Origin of the sequence: Paracoccus mangrovi, assembly GCF_042648425.1 — a bacterium.
Taxonomy (GTDB): domain Bacteria; phylum Pseudomonadota; class Alphaproteobacteria; order Rhodobacterales; family Rhodobacteraceae; genus Paracoccus; species Paracoccus mangrovi.
Genome location: NZ_JBHRXJ010000019.1, coordinates 15278 through 37901 on the forward strand (window position 1 = coordinate 15278; position 22624 = coordinate 37901).

General features: G+C 66.0%; 18 protein-coding genes. 8 read left to right on the top strand and 10 right to left on the bottom strand.

What is annotated here, in order from left to right:
- Positions 1-20 precede the first annotated feature (20 nt).
- From ACFOMH_RS18175 to ACFOMH_RS18190, 4 genes are read right to left on the bottom strand one after another with little or no spacing between them, the layout of a single operon-like run.
- Positions 21-824 (bottom strand): hypothetical protein, encoded by an 804-nt coding sequence (locus ACFOMH_RS18175; protein ID WP_377746249.1) that lies wholly within the window; start codon positions 822-824, stop codon positions 21-23.
- On the bottom strand, positions 821-5554 hold the full coding sequence (locus ACFOMH_RS18180) for an RHS repeat-associated core domain-containing protein (protein WP_377746250.1): 4734 nt from the start codon (positions 5552-5554) through the stop codon (positions 821-823). Before ACFOMH_RS18180 ends, ACFOMH_RS18175 begins: the two co-directional genes overlap by 4 nt.
- 1 nt (position 5555) lies before the next feature.
- Positions 5556-5978: a DcrB-related protein gene (locus ACFOMH_RS18185; protein WP_377746252.1), complete on the bottom strand. Its 423-nt coding sequence runs from the start codon at positions 5976-5978 to the stop codon at positions 5556-5558.
- Positions 5978-7957 carry a type VI secretion system Vgr family protein gene (locus ACFOMH_RS18190; protein WP_377746253.1) on the bottom strand — a complete coding sequence of 660 codons (1980 nt, stop codon included), beginning with the start codon at positions 7955-7957 and terminating at the stop codon, positions 5978-5980. Before ACFOMH_RS18190 ends, ACFOMH_RS18185 begins: the two co-directional genes overlap by 1 nt.
- 248 nt (positions 7958-8205) lie before the next feature.
- Here ACFOMH_RS18190 and alkB point away from each other — a divergent pair, with 248 nt between their 5' ends.
- The 6 genes from alkB (at position 8206) to ACFOMH_RS18220 (ending at position 12284) form a co-directional block, all read left to right on the top strand.
- Positions 8206-8856, top strand: coding sequence for a DNA oxidative demethylase AlkB (gene alkB, locus ACFOMH_RS18195; RefSeq protein ID WP_377746255.1), 651 nt, complete (start codon positions 8206-8208; stop codon positions 8854-8856).
- Between the two features lie 108 nt (positions 8857-8964).
- On the top strand, positions 8965-10068 hold the full coding sequence (gene ada, locus ACFOMH_RS18200; protein ID WP_377746256.1) for a bifunctional DNA-binding transcriptional regulator/O6-methylguanine-DNA methyltransferase Ada: 1104 nt from the start codon (positions 8965-8967) through the stop codon (positions 10066-10068).
- Between the two features lie 14 nt (positions 10069-10082).
- Positions 10083-10790 (top strand): 2OG-Fe(II) oxygenase, encoded by a 708-nt coding sequence (locus tag ACFOMH_RS18205; protein ID WP_377746258.1) that lies wholly within the window; start codon positions 10083-10085, stop codon positions 10788-10790.
- Positions 10791-10911: 121 nt separating this feature from the next.
- Positions 10912-11286 (top strand): NADH:ubiquinone oxidoreductase subunit NDUFA12, encoded by a 375-nt coding sequence (locus ACFOMH_RS18210; RefSeq protein ID WP_374422065.1) that lies wholly within the window; start codon positions 10912-10914, stop codon positions 11284-11286.
- A gap of 3 nt (positions 11287-11289) precedes the next feature.
- Positions 11290-11757: an outer membrane lipid asymmetry maintenance protein MlaD gene (gene mlaD / locus ACFOMH_RS18215; protein ID WP_374422067.1), complete on the top strand. Its 468-nt coding sequence runs from the start codon at positions 11290-11292 to the stop codon at positions 11755-11757.
- Positions 11754-12284 (top strand): DUF2155 domain-containing protein, encoded by a 531-nt coding sequence (locus ACFOMH_RS18220; protein ID WP_374422068.1) that lies wholly within the window; start codon positions 11754-11756, stop codon positions 12282-12284. The genes mlaD and ACFOMH_RS18220 overlap by 4 nt, the downstream gene beginning before the upstream one ends.
- Here ACFOMH_RS18220 and aat read toward each other — a convergent pair.
- The 6 genes from aat to tkt form a co-directional block, all read right to left on the bottom strand.
- The gene (gene aat / locus ACFOMH_RS18225; protein WP_377746261.1) at positions 12248-12889 is read right to left on the bottom strand and encodes a leucyl/phenylalanyl-tRNA--protein transferase; all 642 of its coding nucleotides are present in this window, start codon (positions 12887-12889) and stop codon (positions 12248-12250) included. The genes ACFOMH_RS18220 and aat overlap by 37 nt on opposite strands.
- Before the next feature lie 64 nt (positions 12890-12953).
- Positions 12954-14303: an acetyl-CoA carboxylase biotin carboxylase subunit gene (accC, locus tag ACFOMH_RS18230; RefSeq protein ID WP_377746263.1), complete on the bottom strand. Its 1350-nt coding sequence runs from the start codon at positions 14301-14303 to the stop codon at positions 12954-12956.
- Positions 14304-14310: 7 nt separating this feature from the next.
- Positions 14311-14841 (bottom strand): acetyl-CoA carboxylase biotin carboxyl carrier protein, encoded by a 531-nt coding sequence (accB, locus tag ACFOMH_RS18235; protein WP_374422073.1) that lies wholly within the window; start codon positions 14839-14841, stop codon positions 14311-14313.
- 99 nt (positions 14842-14940) lie between these two features.
- Positions 14941-15831 (bottom strand): lysophospholipid acyltransferase family protein, encoded by an 891-nt coding sequence (locus tag ACFOMH_RS18240; protein WP_374422075.1) that lies wholly within the window; start codon positions 15829-15831, stop codon positions 14941-14943.
- 50 nt (positions 15832-15881) lie between these two features.
- Positions 15882-16808, bottom strand: coding sequence for a DMT family transporter (locus ACFOMH_RS18245; RefSeq protein ID WP_377746264.1), 927 nt, complete (start codon positions 16806-16808; stop codon positions 15882-15884).
- Between the two features lie 130 nt (positions 16809-16938).
- Positions 16939-18957: a transketolase gene (gene tkt, locus ACFOMH_RS18250; RefSeq protein ID WP_377746266.1), complete on the bottom strand. Its 2019-nt coding sequence runs from the start codon at positions 18955-18957 to the stop codon at positions 16939-16941.
- A 94-nt stretch (positions 18958-19051) separates the two neighbouring features.
- On the opposite strand from tkt, the gene ACFOMH_RS18255 reads away from it, so the two are divergent.
- Positions 19052-20956: a hypothetical protein gene (locus ACFOMH_RS18255; protein ID WP_377746267.1), complete on the top strand. Its 1905-nt coding sequence runs from the start codon at positions 19052-19054 to the stop codon at positions 20954-20956.
- A gap of 168 nt (positions 20957-21124) precedes the next feature.
- On the top strand, positions 21125-22615 hold the full coding sequence (locus ACFOMH_RS18260; RefSeq protein ID WP_377746268.1) for a nucleobase:cation symporter-2 family protein: 1491 nt from the start codon (positions 21125-21127) through the stop codon (positions 22613-22615).
- The last annotated feature ends 9 nt before the right edge of the window (positions 22616-22624 follow it).

Here is a 22624-nt window from a genome sequence, read left to right on the forward strand (position 1 = left end):
CCTGTGACTGTGATCCCGGCCTAGTAGCCGCCGTCCTGATCCGTGGCGAAACGGATCCATTCATCGGCGATCTGATGAAAGACCGGATCGGCGGGTGCGCTGTCGCGCAGCCTTTGCAGGGCCTTGGCTGCCACGGGATAGGTCCAGCCGGTGCCGTTCAACGTCAGCCATGCCGCGCCGAAATCGCCAGCGGCGAGATAGGCTTCAAAGAGCGCTGGCTTGTCCGTCGCCGGATCAAGCCAGGGCGGCAGGTCCGACATCCCCGCCAGCATGTCGGGATCGTATTCGAAATAGCTGCTGTATCGGGGAACATCGCCCGTCGGGAACTCGCCATCATAATCCGTCCCGTCCTCGACCGAGAATTGCGGGGGATGTTCGGCGAATTCGGGCAGCAGCGGCAGGTCTTCGGGGAAATCCGCGTGTTCCGGCGTATGCGCGTCCAGGCGCGCCAGATCGTCGTCCCCGACGCCAAGACGCGCGGCCAGCCGGCGCACATCCTCGTCGATGCCATCCCTCAGAACGATCAGCCGCAACAGCATCAAGGCCGCGAGCTGGCGGTCGTCGCGGGCGACTTCCTCGACCTTGTGGTCGAGATTGACGTTCAGTTCGACAAAGCTTGGCTGACGCGGCACGAACCAGTGTTTCCAAAGCCCGACATAGAGCGGCCAGGTCCCATCACTGAGGATGGGCACCAGCGCAGGGGGAAAGCCATACCATTCGACCGGGTTGGCATAGGTGACGAACAGTTCGGCAACCGCCTCATGCGAAAGCTGGCTGGCTGCGGGATATCCCAGATCGCGAAGCGTCAGGTCATAGTTCATCATGATGGGCATGGGTCGAAATATCCAGGTGGTATGGGGGTCGCGATATCGGGGATGTTGAGCCGGTGTTCTTCGGCGATCGGTCCGGCCCAGATGTTCGAGGGATTCCCCGTGGTCGCACGGTGAATATCAGTATGCTGTTGCCGGGTTTCCGTGGGAACCAGGTTGCGCGGATCAAAGACTTGGGCCGGGTAGTCGCCTTTGCTGAAGTTCCAGTGATGGACCTCCTTGATCGTGTAGCCGGCGTCGCGGGCGTCTGGAAGGAAGTACTTGCTGTTGACATAGCTGAACGCGCGTTCGAGCTGTTTATAGGTTGGCTGACCGCCGCTTTCATAGATGTCCAGCACGCGCGTATAGGCATTCTCCCGCCCTGTACTGGTGGCTTTTCGCAGCGAATCCAACCAGATTTTGTGCAATGCGGGATCGTCTGTTAAGGTGCCGGTCCCGAAATCGCCCGGCGTCAGCGGCGCAAGGCCCAGCGGATCGACCGAGGCGTTGGGGTCATCGACATAGGCCTGTGGGCGGGTGCTGCCATTGATGCCGATCGGGTCGGGCGACAGGTATTGCGTCGCATCCGGGTCGTAATAGCGCAGACGATTATAATGCAGGCCGCTTTCGGCGTCGTGCCATTGCCCCTGAAAGCGGATCGGGCAATCGGTGGGTGGGCTGTCGTCATTGGCGGCGCGGCGCGGCAGGCGCAGTTCCGCCAAATCGCCCCACAGGGTCAGCTCGGCGCGCCATGCGACCGTCTCGCCATCCTCGGATAAAAGCTCGCGCGGGGTGCCCAGATGATCGGTGACGATATAATGCAGCGTCTCGCCCTGGATCTGGGCCAGGGGCCGGAAACCCGCGCCCTCATAGACCCAGTGGCGGGCGTCCTGCCAGGCGACGGTGCCATCGGCCGTCATCGGGGCCTCGGCGATCTGGCGGTCGCCTTCCCATTGCATGGCATAGCTTTCGCCGCCATCGCTTTGACGGGTGATGCGGCGGCCAAAGGGGTCGTAGCCATAGCGCCAATGGGCGCCGTCCGGGGTCTCGATCCCGATCAGCTGGTCATGGCCGTTCCAGACCATGCGCCAGACGCGGGGGCGGAAACCCGGCTCTTCATGGCGCTTTTCGATGACGCGGCCGCAATCGTCGTGGCGATAGAAGAACTGGCCACGGCGGCGCACGCGCCCGGCCTGGGTCTCGACCGGTTCGGCGCGGCCGGCGGCGATCACGGCGGTCAGATCGCTGGCCGGGTCATATTCGAAATGGCGCAGGACGGATTGCCCCTGCGCGGTGTCGCGGCGCGTGGTCGCCACCTGACCCAGGGCGTCGTAATCGTTGTAGCGGTCGCCCATCAGCCGGTCGTTGATGCGGATCGCGCGGCCCAGCTGATCCCAGTCATAGCTGCGATGGACGCGGGCGCCGGCGCGGCTGGCAAATTCGGGGCCGGCCTGCGACGACAGGCCGGCGCTCCGGGCCTCTTCGGGCAGGCGGGCAAAGGGGCCGGCGATCTGTTCGGCCAGCCGACCGGTGACGGTGTGCCCCTGGGCCAGGGCAAAGCCCGCGCCGGAATGGCGCAGCTGTTCCAGACCGCGCGGATCGTGCTGGAAACGCAATGCCTCATGCCCGGCGATGCGCATCTCGACGGGAAGGCCCGCGCGGCTAAAGGCGGCGGTGAGGTGCAGCACATCGCCCGAGCGCGCGATCCGCTGGCCCGCGACCGAATATTCCGAGACGATCTCGCGCCCGTTCAGGCGTTCGGTGGTGATACGCCCCAGCGCGTCATGTTCGTATTCGACGACCGCCTCGGCATTGCTGGCGCGGATCATCAGCCCGCGCGCATCATATTCAAAGCGGGTGACGGCATCGGGCAGGTCGTCCCGCCCGCGCAGGCGCACCACCAAAAGCTGGCCGATGGCCGAATATTCGTAATCGGTGACGGCACCGTCGGGGGCCACGCGCTGGATCGGCCGGCCGACCGCATCATGGGAAAACCGCGTGACCATGCCGGCATAGTCGCGCTGTGCCACCATGCGCCCGGCCAGATCATAGGCGAATTCAAAGCGCGCGCCCAATTCGTTGATCACGGCGGTCAGGCGCATCTCGCTGTCATGTTCAAAGCGCAGGCGATGGCCGCGCGCATCGACGCTTTCCAGCGGCAGGCCAAAAGCGCCGGCGCGGAAATGCCGGGTGGTGCCGTTCGGATCGGTGATCGCGGTCAGCGCGCCGGCCTCGTTCCAGGCAAGCCGCGTTGTCGCGCCATCCGCGGTTTCCACCGCCCTGAGCGCGCCCAGCGGATTTTCGGCATTGCGGGCACGGTCGTAAAGGATGGTCGCGCCGACCGGATCGGTCATCCGCAACAGCCGCCCCTCGGTATCATAAAGCATCCGGATCTGGTTGCCGTCGGGGTCGGTGCGGCGGTCGGCGCGCATCAGCGGGTCGTATTGGATGCGAACCTGAACGTCGCCGGGCATGTCGACGCGCCGCAGCTCGCCCTTGGGGCCCAGCCCGAACGAGGTCACGCGCCCCAGCGCATCGGTCATACCGACCAGATTGCCATTGGCGTCATGGCGCATGCTGCTGCGATGGCCGGCGGCGTCGATACAGGTGCTCAGCTGGCCGGCATGGTCATATTCCCATTGCTGGGTGGTGCCGTCCGGGCGGCTGACCCGGATCAGGTTGCCGTACCGGTCATAGTCATAGACGCTGCGATGGCCCAGCGGGTCGGTCTGGGCGGTGATGTGAAAGGCATTGTCCCATTCGGTCAGCCATTCCTGACCCAGCGGGTCGGTTTCGCGCCAGACCAGCCTGTCGGCGTTCCAGTCCCAGATCTTGACCGCGCCGTCGGCGGTGCGCGTCACCGTGCGGCGGTTCGCGGTATCGTATTCAAGCTCGACCCCGGCATAGCCGCTGTCCGAGCGGATGCGCCAGATCAGCCCGTCCGGGCCGTAATCGTAATTCACCCGGGTCTCGACGCCATCGGTCCAGCCGATGATGCGGCCCAGCTCGTCATGGTCATAGCGCAGCGTTCCGGTCTGGGACGACCGCACCTCGCGCAGTTGGCCGGTTCTGGTGTAATCCCATGAAAAGACGCAATCCTCGCCATCCGCCGCGTCAAGCGTCGCGGAACGGATCAGCCCGTCGTGGCTGTGAACGCGCAGGGCAAAGCCATCGGAATGTTCGACCCGGCGCAGGCCGCCCGGACCATAGAGAAAGCTGATGCGATTGCCGTTGCGATCCTCGATCCGGGACAGGCGGCGCAGATCGCCGCCCTCATCGGCAAAGACAAGGAATTGCTGCACGCGCCGGTCATAGACGAAAAGCTCGGCCGAGCGCCGGCCCAGAAGCTCAAGATGGGGATGGCGCAGGTTGCGGGCCAGCACCTCGTCGCGGGGGGTGTGAAAGGTGATCAGACAGCCGTCCGGGTCCTGAAAGGTGACGGTCTCGGCCTCGATGCGCAGATGCTGCGCCCATGTGCCGGCCCAGCCCTTGCCCTGTTGGCCAAAGGAATCGACGGCATGGGTGCGGATCAGTTCCAGGTTGATGGTGCCGGGGATCACCAGATCCGTGCGGCTGTCGGAAAAGCGCCCGGTCGCGACATTGACCGGACAACCGACGCGGGTACAGGTCGGGGCCGGGGTCTCGCCCCGGGTCTGGAACGAGGGGGTTTCGTCGCCCTTGCTGCCGCGCCCGCCAATGGGCAGCCAGTCGAGGATCATCACCGTCAGATCGCCGGCCCGGCTCAGCCAGCCGACATCGATGGGCAGGCTGTGCGCGCTGGTGTCGATGTCGATGGCGATATCGGGCACGCCGTCATTGATGGTGCCGTCGCAGGTGGTCTTGTGACCGATGCGCGCGATCGGCAGGTCGTTGGCAAAGACCGTCTCGGCGCCCTCGGCCACCTTCGAGACCGCGTGATCCGAGCAATCCACCACATCGGTGACCCGCGCCACCGGCTTGCCGCGGAAAAAGACATTGGGCGATCCGGTCTCGATCTTGCCCTTGTTGCTGCCATATTGCCCGGCGGCCGAGGCAAAGCCCGCGCCCAGCCCGCCGATCAGGCCGGCCGCGCCCCCGGCGGCGACCGCCGTCGCGCAAAGCACCAGAAACGGTGCCGCCGTCCCGGCCGAGGCGATGATCAGCGCGCCGACCGCGACCGCCGCGACCGCCCCCAGCACCAGCGCGCCAAAGGACCAGCCGCCCGCCGCATGGGCGATGGGATGACCGACCGTCGCCGGCATCTCGCCATCCTCGGCGATGCGTTCGAAACCCATCGCGTCCATGGCCCAATGGCCGAAATTCTCGCCGGCGCCAAAGCCGACCTGCGACATGTAATAGGCCGCCGCCGTTCCCAAGAGCACGGGCATCGCCGCCGTCGACGCCGCACCCGCAAGCGCGACAAAGCCCGTCGTGCCCGCCGCCGAGGCGGCAAGCGCGCCGCCCGCACCCGCAACGACAATGGGGGCGTAAAGCATGAAATCCTGAACTGCCGCCGAATTATAGGTGGCGATGGTGCCGTCGACGAAATTGGCGACCGCCCCCGGCGAGGTTTCGGCGGCGGCCTGGTTCAGCACCTCCTGGCGGTATTGCGAGATCGCCGCCGGGTTGGTGCCGGTGCTGTCTTCGACATCGCTTTCGGAACCGCCGCTGCCGCCGCTGCCCACAAAGGGCGGGCGGTCATCGGTCTCGAAGCCGCCGGCGCTGAAGGCGCCAATGGTCATTCCGTTCAGCGTCATGCCGGACATGTCAGCCCTCCGTTCGCTCCAGCCGCAGCGTGGCGACGATGCGCCGCATCTCGGTCTTCTGGCTCTCGCTCATCTCGCCGCCAAGCGACGCGGTCAGGATCAGCACGCGGCGCCCGTTCTGGACCGTGGTGATCAGCTGATGGATCGGGCCCTGCTTGGCGATCCAGCGGCTTTCGATCTCGGTCGCGGGAACCCCGGCCAGATCAAGGCTGCGCCGCTCGATCACCTCGAAATTCTTCAGCGCCTTGGCGGCCTGTTTGGTCTGTTCGTCGACATATTCGTCGAAACTCATCCCCCACGGCATGTCGTCGCGGGTGATGGTCAGCGACGCGCCCGCCCCGGTGGGGTTCGATGCGACAACGTTGATCGAGCGATCTGCCCAGTCGCGGGGCAGATCAAGAGTACCTTCATTGATGCGATACATCAGCCAGCCGAATCCTTGTTGAGATGGATCATGGTCGCGACCTGATCCAGAAAATCGCCGTTCAGGGTGACGCGGGTGCCGCCGAATTGCAGCACGATCCCGTCCTTGGTCATCAAGATGGTGCCGCTGCCGACCTCGAGCTTGATCTGGTCGTCGGCCTTGACCCAGATATCGGGGGCGCCCAGTTCCATCTTTTCGCCGGCCTCGTGACGCATCAGCTTGTCCGAGCGCTGCTTGACCAGCTTTTTCGCCGTCATGGTGATGTCGTCATCGGCCTGATAGCTGATCACACCGGCGCCGCCGGCACCGGCCACGGCGGTTTCGGTGATGGTGGTGGCCTGACTGGCGCGGGTCAGCGCCACGGTTTCGGTCAGATTGCCGCTGGCGACGGTCTTGGTTTCATCCCCGGTCAGGACCGAGATGGCGCGGTTGCCATTCTCGACCGTGGTGGATTCGTTGTCCTTGACCACGCGCTCAAGGTCTTTTTGCGCATGCATGAAGATCTTTTCGGCGCCGTTCGCATCCTCAAAGCTCAGCTCGTTGAAACCCGCCCCCTCATGCGTCTTGGTCTTGAAGCCGCTTTTCGTCTTGCTGGCGGGCAGGCCATAGATATTGCCATTGCTGCCATTGACCACGCAGCCGGTCACGATCGGCTTGTCGGGATCGCCATCGATGAAATCGACCACCACCTCCATGCCGATGCGGGGAATGACAACGCCGCCCAGCCCGTTGCCGGCCCAGTTCTGGCTGACCCGGCAACGCATCGAGCGCGCGTCCTCGAGGTCCCAGTGGAACCGCACCAGCACCCGGCCGAATTCGTCACAGTCGATTTCGCCATCGCCGACGACGACGGCGGTCTGCGGCCCCTGCACGATGGGGGCGGGGGTGTTGCGGGGCGGCGCCAGCGGCGCGGTGTCGGGCATCAGCACATAGCTGCCCGAAAAGCTGTAGCCGTCGCTGCGCGTGGTGCCCGAGCCATAGGCTTCGGACACGAAATGGTGGCTCGCGCTCAGACAGACATAGCGTTTGCCCGTGCCGGGCGCGGGATCGCCGCCCAGCTCGACCAGAAGGCCCGCGCCCAGCGACAGGCAATCGCCGCTGGCCCGGCTGCGGGCGGCGCTGCCGCGAAACTGTTTCAGCCGCCGCCGCGCCATCTTGCGCCCGGCCTCCTGATCCAGAAAATCGCCGGGATATTCATAGCTTTCCAGCTGGCCAAAGGCATGGCGCGCATCGCCCAGATGGTCCGATTCCATCGCCGCCGCCGGGGTCTTGAAATTATAGTCGATCAGGCGCGCGGCACCGGTGGTCAGATTGCTTTCCGGTGCCCAGTCCCAGAAATGCTCGCCCTCGGCCTGATGGTGGCCGTCATAGGATTTATAGGGGCGCATGCCGATGGAATCATGCGCCAGCACATCGTCGGTCATCACCATGGTATGGCTGCCATCGGCATGGCTGAAATGAAAGCTGATGCCGTGCCGTTCCAGCTGGCGGCGCACGAAATCCAGATCGGATTCGCGGTATTGCACGGTATATTCAAGCACCGGGTAATCCTCGGACAGCTTGAAGGCAAAGGCCGGATCGCCCAGCGAGGCGTAATCGGCAAAGATCTCGCTGACGATCTGGACCACGGTCTTGTTGTGAAAGATGCGCTGATTGACGCGCCGCCCGGCCAACCAGCACCAGGGCCGCAGCACCAGATCATAGCGGTGGCCGTTCTCGCCGGTTCCGGCCCAACGCGCCTGGGTCACGATGCCGTCAAAGCGGCGCGGGCCGGCGCGCCCCTCAAGCGTGACGGTGGCATGGGTGCCGATCAACGCGTCGAAATCGACATCGGCAGAGCCGGCAAGCGCTTCGATGCGGTATTCGAACAGCTCGTTCAGGTGGTCGGATCCGTCGAAACGCAGCAGCGCCAGCACATCGCCGCCAAGGGCGGTCGACAGGCGGCCCAGCCGCTCGGTCTGCTTGAATGGTGCGTTCATGCGGCCCTCCTGATTTGCTGCCGAAAGATTAAGGAAATGTTCTTTATGTGCAATTCGTCCTGCCGGGTTTCGGTAGATTTCCGCCTATCTCACTATGGTGTTCGCAGGTAACGGAAATTCGACAGCAGGATTTGGGGGTGCGGGGCGCAGGGCCGGCCGGGCAGGGTGCATCGCACCCTTGGCGCCGGGGCATGGTCGGATCCACGGGTCGGGGCTGCGGGCGTATGGCGAAACGGGATGGGAACACGATGGCCGATCTTTTCGATGATGCCGAACCGGTGCAGGGCGGCGCGTTGCACCTTGCCGAAGGGGCGATCCTGCTGCGCGGACGGGCGCTTGCGGTTCAGCACGCGCTGTTGGAGGGCGTGGCGCGGATCGCGCAGGCGGCGCCCTTTCGCAACATGGTCACGCCGGGCGGTCATGCCATGTCGGTGGCGATGACGAATTGCGGCGCCGCGGGCTGGGTGACCGACAGGCGGGGCTATCGCTATGCGGCGACCGACCCGCTGGACGGCCGGAACTGGCCCGCCATGCCCGCCGCTTTCGCGGCGCTGGCCCGCGCGGCGGCGGCCGAGGCGGGCTATCCCGGTTTCGTCCCCGATGCCTGTCTGATCAACCGCTATGCCCCCGGCGCGCGCATGTCGCTGCATCAGGATCGGGACGAACGCGACATGACGCGGCCCATCGTCTCGGTCTCGCTGGGCTTGCCGGCGATGTTCCAGTTCGGCGGCCCGCGCCGCAGCGACCCGGTCGCGCGCCACCCGTTGCGCCATGGCGATGTCGTGGTCTGGGGCGGGCCGTCGCGGCTGAACTATCACGGCATCCTGGCCCTGAAGCCGGGCGAGCACCCCTTGACCGGGGCGGTGCGGCTGAACCTGACATTTCGCGCCGCGCGCTGATTTGCCCGGATCTGCCGACCCGCAGATTTGAAAGCAAGCGCCGGAGTGGGCGGCGCCCCGCGACCCGCTATCTGGTGGAGCAACGCGAAATCAACGAGGATAGCCCCGATGGAACACCCGATGCCCCAGCCGGATCCCAAATCCGATCCCCAAGCCGACCCCCGGTCGACCGAACGCGATCCGCGCTGGCAAAGCGTGCTGGCGCGCGATGCGGCGGCCGATGGCCGTTTTGTCTATGCGGTGCGCACCACCGGCGTCTATTGCCGCCCGTCCTGTCCGTCGCGCCGGGCCAAAGCGGAAAACGTGCACTTTTACGCATCCGGCGCCGAGGCCGAGGCGGCGGGCTTTCGCCCCTGCCGGCGCTGCCACCCGCAGGGCCAGTCCACGGCCGAGGCCAATGCCGCGCTTGTGGCCGAGGCCTGCCGCCTGATCGAGATGTCGGAAACCCCGCCCGCCCTTGAAACCCTTGCGGCGCGCATCGGCATGAGCGCGCATCATTTTCACCGCCAGTTCAAGGCCGTGACCGGGCTTACGCCGCGCGAATGGGGGGCCGCGCACCGCGCGCGCCGGCTGCGCGCGGGGCTTGATGACGGGCAGGGTTCGGTGACGCAGGCGATCTATGAGGCGGGCTATAATTCGAACAGCCGCTTTTACGAGCGCAGCGACGAGGTGCTGGGCATGACCCCGACCGAATACCGCCAGGGGGGCCGCGATGCCGAGATCCGTTTCGCATTGGCGCAATGCTCGCTTGGGGCGATTCTGGTCGCGGAAAGCGCGCGTGGCATCTGCATGATCGCGCTGGACGATGCGCCCGAGCCGCTGTTGCGCGCCTTGCAGGACCGCTTTCCGCGCGCCCGGCTGATTGGCGGCGATGCCGCGTTCGAGGCCCGCGTGGCCCGGGTTATCGGCTTTGTCGAAACGCCGCGGCTGGGCCTTGATCTGCCGCTCGATATTCGCGGCACCGCCTTTCAACAGCGCGTCTGGCAGGCGCTGCGCCAGATCCCGGCGGGCGAAACCGCCAGCTATGCCGAGATCGCGCAGCGTATCGGTGCCCCGCGCGCGGTGCGCGCCGTGGCACAGGCCTGTGCCGCCAACCAGATCGCGGTGGCGATCCCCTGTCATCGGGTGGTGCGCACCGATGGCACGCTTTCGGGCTATCGCTGGGGGGTGGCGCGCAAGCGCGCGCTTCTGGCGGGCGAGGCCGGGCGATGACCGGGGTGGCGGGGATGGATATCGAAAGCCGGCTTGCGGGCCGCGACTGGCCGGCGATCACGGATCAGATCGACGCCCATGGCTGTGCGGTGCTGGACGGGTTGCTGACGGCGGATGAATGCCGCGATCTGGCCGCGCTCTATTCCGAGCCGCAGCATTTCCGCAGCCATATCCAGATGGCGCGGCATGGTTTCGGGCGCGGGGAATACCGCTATTTCCGCTATCCGCTGCCGCCGCTTCTGGCCGGGATGCGGGCGGCGCTTTATCCGCCCCTGGCGCGGATCGCCAATGGCTGGGCCGGGCGTTTGGATCAGGCCACGCGCTATCCCGCAAGCCATGCCGAATTTCTGGATCAATGCCATGCGGCCGGCCAGACCCGGCCGACGCCCTTGCTGCTGCAATATGTCACGGGCGATTTCAATTGCCTGCATCAGGATCTTTACGGTGCGCTGGCCTTTCCATTGCAGGTGGCGGCGCTGCTTTCCAAACCGGGACAGGATTTCAGCGGCGGCGAATTCGTGCTGACCGAACAGCGCCCGCGCATGCAAAGCCGGGCCGAGGTGGTGGCGCTGGACCGGGGCGATGCGGTGATCTTTGCCGTCCATACCCGCCCGGTGCGCGGCAGCCGGGGCGATTACCGGGTCAATCTGCGCCACGGGGTCAGCCGGCTGCGCGGCGGCATGCGCCACACGCTCGGCATCATCTTTCATGATGCGACGTGATGGGGCGATCCGGTCGTGCAACGCCGCTGCGACCGGCGCGCGCGGGGCTGCAACTTCTCTGGACCTTCGGGGCAAACTGGGCCATATCTTCGCCGACACCGATTAATGAGGCGGATCACCCATGTCGCTTTTGCTGCGCATCCTGACCTGGTGGAACAGCCAGACCGTGAATACCCAGGTCTGGACCCGACTTTACGGCGAAAAGGTCGGCGAGGACGAACAGGGCAATGTCTATTACCAGTCGGGCGGCGGAAAGCGGCGCTGGGTCATCTATAACGGCGAGGCACAGGCCAGCCGCGTGCCGACCGAATGGCATGGCTGGTTGCACCACACCTATAAAGAGCCGCCGACCCGCGATCCGCTGCCGCACAAGGCATGGGAACTGCCGCATGAAGCCAATGCCACCGGCACCGCCGAGGCCTATCGCCCCGCGGGTTCGCTTTACCGCGCCGATCCGGCCAAGCGCCGTGACTATGATGCCTGGCAGCCCGAGTAAGCGATGAACAGCGCCGCCGAACGGGCCGAGCTTTGGGTCGGCGCCGCCGTGCTTGCCGTGGCCGCCGGGTTTCTGGCATGGTCGATGGCGGGCAGCGGCCTCGCCTCGCGGCTGGGCGGCGGCTATGAGCTGCGCGCCGCCTTTCCCAATGTCGACGGGATCGAGCCGGGCACCGATGTGCGCGTCGCCGGCGTCAAGGTCGGGCGCGTCGCGGCGGTTGACCTGAACCCGCAGACCTATTTCGCCGAGGCCCGGCTACAGATCCCCGACACGATCCGCCTGCCCAGCGACAGCGCCGCGCTGATCCAGTCCGACGGGCTGTTGGGTGGCGCCTATATCGAATTGCAACCGGGCGGCGCGCCCGACGACCTGCAACCCGGCGACGAGATCGAGGATGTGCAGGGCGCGGTCAGCCTGATCTCGCTGATGATGAAATTCGTGGATTCGCAAGCTTCGGACGACAAGCCATGACCGATCTGACGACACGCCTCACCGCCGTCACGGCCCGGTTCGGCCTGATCCCGGCGCTGCTGTGCCTGATGCTCGGGGCGATCCCCGCCGCCGCGCAGGACAGCGCCGAAGAGCCGGCCGCCGAAGACCAGCTGATGGTCGATCCGGCCTTCGATCCCGATGCCGAGGTTCCGGCCGAACCTTCGGCCGCCGAGCGCGAGGCCGCTGTCGCGGCCGCACGCGGGCCGAAAACCGCGCGCGGCGACAGTGCCGTCCTGCGCGGTCTGGACAAGGTGACCGGCCAGACCCAGGATTTCACCCTTGCCGCCGGGCAGGCGGTCGAATTCGGCCGGCTTGAGGTGCGTCTGGGCGAATGCCGCTTTCCGGCGGCCGACCCGACCTCGGATGCCTTTGCCGACATGACCATCACCGACATGCGCGCCAATGCGCGGGTGTTTTCGGGCTGGATGATCGCATCGTCCCCGGCGCTTTCGGCGCTGGACGATGCGCGTTACGACGTCTGGGTGATTTCCTGCACCAAGGCCTGAGGCAGGGGCGGTTGGGCGGCGGTGAAATCCGCCGCACCCTGTCCCAGCGCGATGGCCAGCCGGCGGCGATATTCGCCGCGTGAAATCGTCAGCCCGCCCAGCGACGCCAGATGCGGGTTGGGATATTGCGTGTCCCACAGCAGAAACCCGCAAGCCGCCAGATGCGCCGACATCCAGATCAGCGCCGCCTTTGAGGCATTGGTTCTGCGTGAAAACATGCTTTCGGCGAAAAAGGCGCGCCCCAGCGTCAGGCCGAACATGCCGCCGATCAGCTGCTCGCCGGCATAGACCCCCAGCGCATGGGCATGACCAAGCCGGTGCAATTCGGCGTAAAGCGCGCGCAATTCGGCATTGATCCAGGTTTCGGTGCGGTCGGCACATCCATCGACCACGGCCAGAAAATCATCATCGATGCGGGCGCGCCAATCGCTTTGGCGCAAGGCCCGCCGCATGGACCGCGACAGATGCACGCCGCCGACGGGCAGGATGCCGCGCAATGTCGGCTCGAACCATTGCAGTTGCGGATCGTCGGCCGAGGCGGCCATGGGAAATATCCCCATGGCATAGGCCCGCAACATGATCGCCGGTGTCAGGACCTCGGTCATCGCGGGCCCCCTGGATCAGGGCCTTTTCGTTGGCGCCGGTCGCGACCGGCCGGCGCCCCGGTTCCTAGCTTGCCGCTTTTGCCGCCAGCCATTTCTCAAGCCAGTGGATCGAGTAATCGCCCCTGCGGATATCGGGATTCTCCAGCAATTCGCGGAACAGCGGGATGGTGGTGTCGACCCCGTCCACGATCAGCTCGCCCAAGGCGCGTTGCAACCGCGCCAGCGCCTCGGGGCGGTCGCGGCCATGCACGATCAGCTTGCCGATCAGGCTGTCGTAATAGGGCGGGATCCGATAGCCGTCATAGATGGCGCTGTCGATGCGCACGCCAAGACCGCCCGGCGCATGATACTGGGTGATCGTGCCCGGCGAGGGGGTGAAATTCGGCAGCTTTTCGGCGTTGATGCGGACCTCGATGGCGTGGCCGTTGATCTTGAGATCCTGCTGACGCAGCTCCATCTCTTCGCCGGCGGCGACCAGGATCTGCTGGCGGACCAGATCGACGCCAAAGATCGCTTCGGTTACAGGATGTTCGACCTGAAGCCGGGTGTTCATCTCGATGAAATAAAAGCGACCGTCCTCGAACAGGAATTCGATGGTGCCGGCGCCGCGATAGCCCAGTTCGGCCATGGCATTGGCGCAGATACCGCCGATTTCGGCGCGCTGTTCGGGGGTGATGGTGGGGCCGGGCGCCTCTTCCAGCACCTTCTGGTGGCGGCGTTGCAGCGAACAGTCGCGCTCGCCCAGATGCACGGCGCGGCCGCGACCATCGCCAAAGATCTGTACCTCGATATGGCGCGGACGTTGCAGGTATTTCTCGATATAGACTTCGTCATTGCCGAAGGCGGCCTTGGCTTCGGCGCGGGCGGTGCGGAATGCGGTTTCCAGCCCGGCCTCGTCCTGTGCCACCTTCATGCCGCGCCCGCCGCCGCCGGCGGTGGCCTTGATGATGACCGGATAGCCGATCTCGCCGGCCACGCGTTTCGCGCTTTCCACATCCGGCACGCCGCCATCCGATCCGGGCACCACCGGAATACCAAGCGCCTTGGCGGTTTCCTTGGCGGTGATCTTGTCGCCCATGATGCGGATATGTTCGGCCGAGGGGCCGATGAAGGTGATGCCGTGATCCTCGACCATCTGCACGAAGCCGGCATTTTCCGACAGGAAGCCATAGCCCGGATGGATCGCCTGCGCGCCGGTGATCTCGCAGGCCGAGATCAGCGCCGGCATCGACAGATAGCTTTCGGGCGAGGGCGGCGGCCCGATACAGACGGATTCGTCGGCCATGCGCACATGCATGGCATCGGCATCGGCGGTGGAATGGACCGCAACCGACTGGATGCCCATTTCGCGGCAGGCGCGGATCACGCGCAGCGCGATCTCGCCGCGATTGGCGATCAGGATCTTGTCGAACATGCCCGCCTCACTCGACGACCATCAGGGGCGAACCGAATTCGACCGGATTGCCGTCATCGACCAGGATCCGTTTCACGGTGCCCGAACGCGGCGAGGGGATGTGGTTCATGGTCTTCATCGCCTCGACGATCATCAGGGTGTCGCCCTCTTTGACCTGGGCGCCGATGCTGACAAAGGGCGCGGCGCCGGGTTCGGCCGAAAGATAGGCGGTGCCGACCATGGGCGAGGTGACGATGCCGGGCAGGGATGCCGGATCCTCGGCCGTCGCGGCGGCGGCGGCCGGGGCGGCTGCGGCGGGCGCGGGGGCCGCGGCGACCGGGGCCGCGACCGGGCTGGCGGCGGCCAGCGTCTGAACGGCGATCTGCCGGGATTGTTTCGACAGGCTGACGGTCAGCCGGTCGTTTTCGTCATATTCGCGCTTGACGGTCAGTTCCGTCAGCTCATTGCGATTGAGCAGCTCGGCCAGTGCCTGAATAAAGGCCACATCGCCCTCGTGCTGGCGCTTGTCCTGACCGGCTTTCTTGGAATCGTCGCTCATGCCGTCCTCTGGCTTTCGTTGTGGGGACCGCGTTCTCTGCGCGGCAGCGTTTGAGCGCTTATAGACCGCGAGACAACCTAAGGGAAAGGGTTTCGCCGCCTAACCCCGCCGTTTCCAACGCCGATGCACCCAGAACCACTGTTCCATATGGGCACGGACCAGCAGTTCCAGATCGTCGTTCAGCGCCTGCATCATGCTGGCCGGGTCGCTATGCGGAATCGGGGCGCCCACCTCGACCTTGAAGCTCAGCCCGTCGGGCTGGCGGATGCCGGCGACCGGCACGATCAGCGCATCATAGCGGATCGCCAGCTCGGCCGGCGTCAGCACGGTCTTGCTGGGCAGGCCGAAAAAGCTGAGTTCGGCCCCGTGCCCGTCATATTGATCGAAACCCAGCGCCATCCAGCCGCCGCCTTTGAGAAAGCGCAGCATCGAGGCAAGGCCCGCGCGCCCGCGCGGAAACATCGGCTCGGCGATGGCGCGCATGGCGGGGATGTAATGGCGGTTGAAGGCCTCGTTGTTCATGGGGCGGTAGAGCGCGCCGACCGGCCAGCCACGCCCCGACAAGGCCGCGCGCATGGCGTCGTAATTGCCGAAATGCGCCACCGCAAGGATCACCGGACGCCCCGCCTGCGCCGCCTGTTCCAGCGCGGCAAGGCCCGGCCCGGTCAGGGGATCGGCCTCGTGGATGCGGTCGGTGAACTCGGTCCCCGAATAGATTTCCGCAAGCGAACGTCCGGCATTTTCGGGCACGGCGCGGGTCAGGTGGCGCACCTCATGCGCGGTCAGATCGGGACGCGCCATGGCCAGATTGTCGCGGATGCGCCGGCGCCAGCCCGCCAGCGGCCCCAACACATGCGCAAACAGCCAGCCCATAAAGGGGATGCGCCGGTCATAAGGCAGGATCCGCGCAATCCCCATAAGCGCCAGGAAGGCCGCATTCGCGATGCGGTCGCGCAGGGCGATGGGCTCTTGTGTCTCGGTTTCGGTCATCGCGGTCCTGTTCGTCGGGTCCAGTTCGTCGGGCCCAGTCCATTCGCGTTTCATGCGCCGCGCTGCATGGCGCGGGCCTCGCGCACCCAGACATATATCCCGGCGATGACGATGATCAACGCGCCGGCCACCGTCCAGATGTCGGGGATCGTGCCCCAGAACAGAAAACCCCACAAGCCCGCCCAGACCAGCCCGGTATAGCCAAAGGGCGCGATGGCCGAGGCCTCGGCCAGGGCAAAGGCCCGGATCAGCAGCGCCTGCGACACCGTGCCGAAAAGCCCCAGCAGCGCAAAGATCCACAGATCGCCCATGGCGATGGGTTGCCAGAAGAACGGCACCACAAACGATGCCAGGGTCGAGCCGACCATCGCCGACCACAGCACCGAGGTGGCGGTGGAATCGCTGCGCGTCAGCCGCGTCAGGATCGCGCCGGCCGCATAGGTGAATGCCCCGATCAGCGGCAACAGGGCGGCCGGCTGAAACACGCCCGCGCCGGGGCGGATGATCAGCATCGCCCCGCAAAGCGCCGCCAGAATGCCGATGACGCGCTTGATGCCGATGGATTCGCCCAGAAATATCGCCGCGCCCAGCGTGATCAGAACCGGGTTGATGTCCATGATCGCCGTCGCCTCGGCCAGACCGATCACCTGCAACGAGGTGAAGAACAGCCCCGATGAGGCGATATGCGAAAGCCCGCGCGCGAATTGCAGGCGCGGCTGCTGGCTGATGATGGCGCGGCGCAGGCGCGGTCCCAGAACCAGCACGACGATGCCCAGATTGACGACGAATCGCGCCCAGACGATCTGGGCCGGGTGATAGGTCTCGCCCAGATGCTTGGCCGTCGCATCCATGAGCGAAAACAGCACGATCGCCAGCAGCAAAAGCGCGATGCCCTGCATCTGCGTCTTGCGCGCGGGGTCACCTGCGGGCGCAATGATCTGCGGCAGGGGGCCGGGATCGGGGGGCGGCAATGTCATGGTGGTCTCCGTTCCTCCGGGGTTATGCCCGCGCGGGGGACCGGGGTCCAGAGGCGGTCGCCGAATGAAAACGGCCGCGCGGGGGGCGCGGCCGTTCCAAAGCATGGGTCAAGGCCCCGGGGATGCGGGGTCAGCCCAGCAGGCGGCGGGCCTCGGCCACGGTCGCCTCGGGGGTGATGCCGAATTCCTTATAGAGCGCGGGCGCCGGCGCCGAGGCGCCAAAGCCGGTCATGCCGATAAAGCCGGCTTTCTTTTCCTTGCCGCGTTCGCCCAAAAGCAGCCAGTCCCAGGGCTGGCGGATGGCGGCCTCGATGGCGATGCGAACCGGACCCTTGGGCAGGACCTCCTTGCGATAGGCGGCGTCCTGATCGCGGAACAGTTCCATCGACGGGACCGAGACGACGCGCGTCGGGATGCCCTGTGCCTCAAGCAGGTCGCGGGCGGCGACGGCGATCTCGACCTCGGAACCCGAGGACATCAGGATCACCGCAGGCTCTTTCGAGGCCTCGCGCAGGATATAGGCGCCCTTGGCGGTCCGGTTCTCGCCCGCATCCTCGCGCAAGAGCGGCAGGTTCTGACGCGACAGCGCCATGACCGAGGGCGTGGTTTCGTTCGACAGCGCGATTTCCCAGGCCTCGGCGGTCTCGATCAGGTCGCAGGGCCGCAGCATCAGCGTGTTCGGCGTGGCCCGGCAGATCGCCAGATGCTCGACCGGCTGGTGGGTTGGGCCGTCCTCGCCAAGGCCGATGCTGTCATGGGTCATGACATAGGTGACGGGCAGGCCCATCAGCGCCGAAAGCCGCATGGCGCCGCGCGCATAATCGACAAAACACATGAAAGTGCCGCCATAGGGCCGGAAACCGCCATGCAGCCAGATGCCGTTCATCGCCGCCGCCATGCCGTGTTCGCGGATGCCGTAGTGGATATAGCGGCCCTTGCGGTTTTCCGGCGAGAAGATGCCCAGATCCTTGGTCCGGGTGTTGTTCGAGCCGGTGAGGTCGGCCGAGCCGCCCAGCGTTTCGGGCAGTTCGGGGTTGATCACCTCGAGCACCATTTCGCTGGCGCGGCGGGTGGCGACCTTGGGCTTGCTCTCCAGCGCCTGCGCCTTCAGCGCGGCGATGGTGGGGGCAAGCTTGTCGCTGACCTCGCCCGAAATGCGGCGGGCGAATTCGTCGCGGTTCGCGGCGCCGTCGACGCGGGCGTTCCAGGCCGCGCGGGCATCCTTGCCACGCGCACCGATGGCGCGCCAATCGGCCAGAATGTCCTCGGGGATGACAAAGGCAGGCGCGGTCCAGCCAAGTGCCTTGCGCGCCGCCTCGATTTCCTCGGCGCCCAGGGGCGAGCCGTGGACGCCCGAGCTGTCGGATTTGTTCGGCGCGCCATAGCCGATGATCGTCTTGCAGGCGACCATGACCGGGCGGCCGTCCTTGCCCGATGCGGCGTCGGTCAGCGCGCGGTCGATATCGGCCGGATCGTGGCCGTCACAGCTGAGCACGCGCCAGCCCGAGGCCTCGAAGCGCTTGAGCTGATCGGTCTTGTCCGACAGAGACACCCGGCCGTCGATGGTGATGTCGTTATTGTCCCAAAGCACGATCAGGTTGCCGAGCTTCTGCATGCCGGCCAGCGCGATGGCTTCCTGGCTGATGCCCTCCATCAGACAGCCGTCGCCGGCGATGACCCAGGTCTTGTGGCTGCACAGATCGGCGCCGAACTGGGCGCGCATCGCCTCTTCGGCGATGGCCATGCCGACGGCGGTGGCGATGCCCTGACCCAGCGGGCCGGTGGTGGTCTCGACCCCCTCGGCATGGCCATATTCGGGATGGCCGGCGGTGATCGCGCCCCATTGGCGGAAATTGCGGATCTGGTCGATGGTCATCTGCTCATAGCCGGTCAGGTAGAGCGCCGAATAGATGAGCATCGAGGCATGGCCGGCCGACAGCACGAAGCGGTCGCGATCGAACCAGTGCGGGCTCGACGCATCGAATTTCAGGTGGTTCCTGAACAGGACCGTGGCGACATCGGCCATGCCCATGGGCGCGCCGGGATGGCCCGAATTCGCCGCCTGCACGGCATCCATGGAAAGGGCGCGAATAGCGTTCGCAAGGCGCCAATGCGCGGGGTCGGCCTTGATACGGTCGGCGATGTCCATAGCGGAATTCCCTGCTGTTAGGTGACGGCAAGCCCTGATAGGCAGGCCAAGGCGGCGTTGCAAGCCGCCATTGGAATCTGCGGGACGGATTTGCATGAATACAGACGACCAGATTACCGGTTTTCGTCAGGACCGGATCGGAGCGCGCCTGATCTGCATGCTCAACGTGATGCGGCTGGCGCAGAAATTCGGCGTCAAGGGCCGCTTTCTGTGGCTGAGCGAGCCTGAAGGCCCCTATCCCGAACTGGCCGATCCGCATGATTTCCTGTCGGCCGCGTTCGTGGCCGAACATATCCGCGTCGTCGACAAGGCGCCCGACCTGTCGCAGATGCAGGATGTGGGCGCGGTCGCGCAAAGCATGAATGCGCGGGGTTTCGGCGAAAGGCTGGCCGGCGGCGGGCGCTATTCCTGCACCACCATGTCCGAGACGGTGCGTTTCATGGACGAAACCCTGCCCGATGCCGAGGCCGAGATGCGCGAGATCGCCCGCCAGATCCGGCTGGCCGCGCCGCTGGAAAAGGCGCTGGTGCGGGCGCGCAAGGTGGTGGCGCGGGCCGGCGGCGGCGATCCGGTGGCGATCCATGTCCGCCGGGGCGACATTCTGGACGTGCCGCCATGGTGCTATTCCTCATGGGCGACGAAATATGTGCCCGACGAGTTCTTTCGCGCCTTTATCTCGACGGGCGAGGGGCCGGTGATCTCGTTCAGCGACACCCCCGAGGCGGTCCGGCATCTGGCGCAGGGCAATCCGCGCATCCTGCCCGTGACCGAGGTTTTCGGCGATGCCCGCCTGCCGCAGCCGGCGCGCGATCTGCTGGAACTGGTGCTGATGTCGGAATGCGCCCAGGTCGGCGCGCCCAGCCACAGCGCCTTTTCTCGCGCCGCCGCCGTGGCCGGCCGATGCCGGATCGTGGCTTTGCCGGGCGCCTTGCCCGAGGATCTGCGCCGGGCGGCCTATGACGCGCTGCTGGAACGGGTGATCGCGGCGCAGGACAGCTTTTTCGCCCCCGGCGATCTGGCGCAATCGGCGGGCTATGCGGCGCGTCATGCGGTCGTGGTCGGGCGCGGCGCCGAACTGGTCGATGCGCTGGATGGCCAGGACGCGTTTCTGGGTGAGTTTCCGTTTCTTTACAAGGATCTGGCCATGACGGCCTGGGCGGCCGGCCGGATGGGCAAGGCGCGGGCGCTGGCCGAGCGCGGTTTGGCCGCGCCGCTGCTGCGCCATCGCGACAAGCCGCAATGCCGCCAGATCCTGTTGATGGCCGATGCCGGCAACAAGCCCGAACAGAACCCCGAGGTCGATGGCCAGTTTCTGACCATGCTGTTCACCGGGCGCGCCGCCGAGGGGCCGATCATCCCGGTTCTGGCGCGCAAGATGATGCGTCAGGACACCGGCTCGGCCAAGGCGCTGATGTTTCCGCAAAAGCTGACGGCGCCCTTTACCCGGCTTGCGCCCGAAAGCGGCGGCGACGCCAAGATGCTGCCGCTTTGGGTGCTGCGGCTCGACTGGTCGGAATTCGTCCGCGACAAGGCCTTGCTGCGCGAATTGCGCGAATGGCCGAGCCTTTGGGAAAAGATGAAGCCGGTCGCCGCCGGCCTTTCCGAGATCGAGGACAAGCTGGAAGCCAAGGAAAAGCCGGTGGTCGGGGCGGGGGCGGCGCTGCGCTTTGGGTTCTGCGCCGCGATCCTGCGCCTGCACGGGCGGCTCAATCGCAGCTTTGCGCTGCTGGGCTGGCTGGACGGGCTTTATCCGGGCAATGCGCTCACCCACAAGCGGCTGGCCGATACCTGCTTCGCCGCCGATCTTGGGCGCGGTGGCTGGAAATGGCTGGAATCGGCGATCGAGATCGCGCCGGAAAATCCCATGCTGCACCTTTCGGCGGTGCTGCGCGCCCTGCAAACGGGCGATGCCGCCCGTGCCAGCCGCCATGCCGACGCGGCCGAGGCGCTTTGGCCGGGCCTGCCGCTGATCAAGGTTCTGCGGCGCGGCATGTCCTAGGCGGCGCTGCCCGGTCGATGGGCTTTTGCCCGCGCCCGGTGCGCGCCCGCATTGCCGCCCCCGGGATGGACGCGGCACATATGGCGGTTCGCGCATAAAGCGATTGCCAAGCGGGCCGCGCCCCTGTCACAGTTTCGTTATCGCATGGATCTGGGACAGGGGGTCTTGATGGCAAGGGAACATAATGCGGCGGTCGACCCGGTGGATGAAATCCTGCCGCCGCTGCGCATGGCCACGCTGGGATTGCAGCATGTGCTGGTGATGTATGCCGGCGCGGTGGCGGTGCCGCTGATCGTGGGCCGGGCGCTGAACCTTGCGCCCGAGGATGTGGCATTCCTGATTTCGGCCGATCTGTTTTGCTGCGGCATCGCGACCATCATCCAGTCGCTGGGCGTGACGCGCTGGTTCGGGATCCAGCTGCCGGTGATGATGGGGGTGACATTCGCCTCGGTCGGGCCGATGGTGGCGATGGCCAATGCCTATCCGGGGCCGGACGGCGCGCGCATGATCTTTGGCGCCATCATCGGCGCGGGCATCGTCGCCATGCTGATCGCGCCCTTTATCGGGCGGATGCTGCGTTTTTTCCCGCCGCTGGTGACCGGCACGATCATTCTGGTGATCGGGGTCACGCTGATGCGGGTGGGCATCAACTGGATCTTTGGCAACCCGATCGGGCCGACGGCGCCGCGGCTGGTCGATCCGGTGGCCGCGGGCTGGCTGAACAATATCAAGGAAATGGCGGGCGAGGGTGTGGTGCCCGCGATCCCCGACAGCCTGAAGGTGGCGCCCAGCGTGCAAAACCCGCTTTACGCGCGCCCGATCAATATCGTGATTTCGGGTGTCGTGCTGGTGGCGATCCTGTTGATCGCGCGCTTCGGGCGCGGATTTGTCGCCAATATCGCGGTGCTTCTGGGCATGCTGATCGGGGCGGCGCTGACCATCCTTCTGGGGCAGATGACCTTTGACAAGGTGGCCGAGGCGCATTGGTTCGGCATTGTCACGCCCTTTCATTTCGGCATGCCGATATTCGATCCGGTGCTGATCGTGACCATGGTGCTGGTGATGATCGTGGTGATGATCGAATCGACCGGGATGTTTCTGGCGCTTGGCGATATGACCGGCCGCAGGATCACCCCCGAGCGGCTGAGCGCGGGCCTGCGTACGGATGGGCTGGGTACGCTGATCGGCGGGGTTTTCAACACCTTTCCCTATACCTCGTTTTCCCAGAACGTGGGGCTGGTCGGCGTCACCGGTATCAAAAGCCGCTATATCTGCGTGGCGGGCGGGCTGATCCTGATCCTGTTCGGGCTGGTGCCCAAGATGGGGGCGGCGGTGGAATCGCTGCCGACGGCGGTGCTGGGGGGCGCGGGGCTGGTGATGTTCGGCATGGTCGCGGCGACCGGGATCCGAATCCTGTCGACGGTGGATTTCGCCGGCAACCGCAACAACCTGTTCGTGGTGGCGGTGGCGCTTGGCTTCGGGATGATCCCGCTGATCGCGCCCGATTTCAAGCAATGGCTGCCCCATGCCATCCATCCGCTGATCGAGTCGGGCATTCTTTTGGCGACCATCGCGGCCGTGGTGCTGAACGCCTTTTTCAACGGCGCCGGCAATAACCTCGAGGATGCGAAACGCGCCGCCAGCATGGCCGATCACTAAGGGAAACCG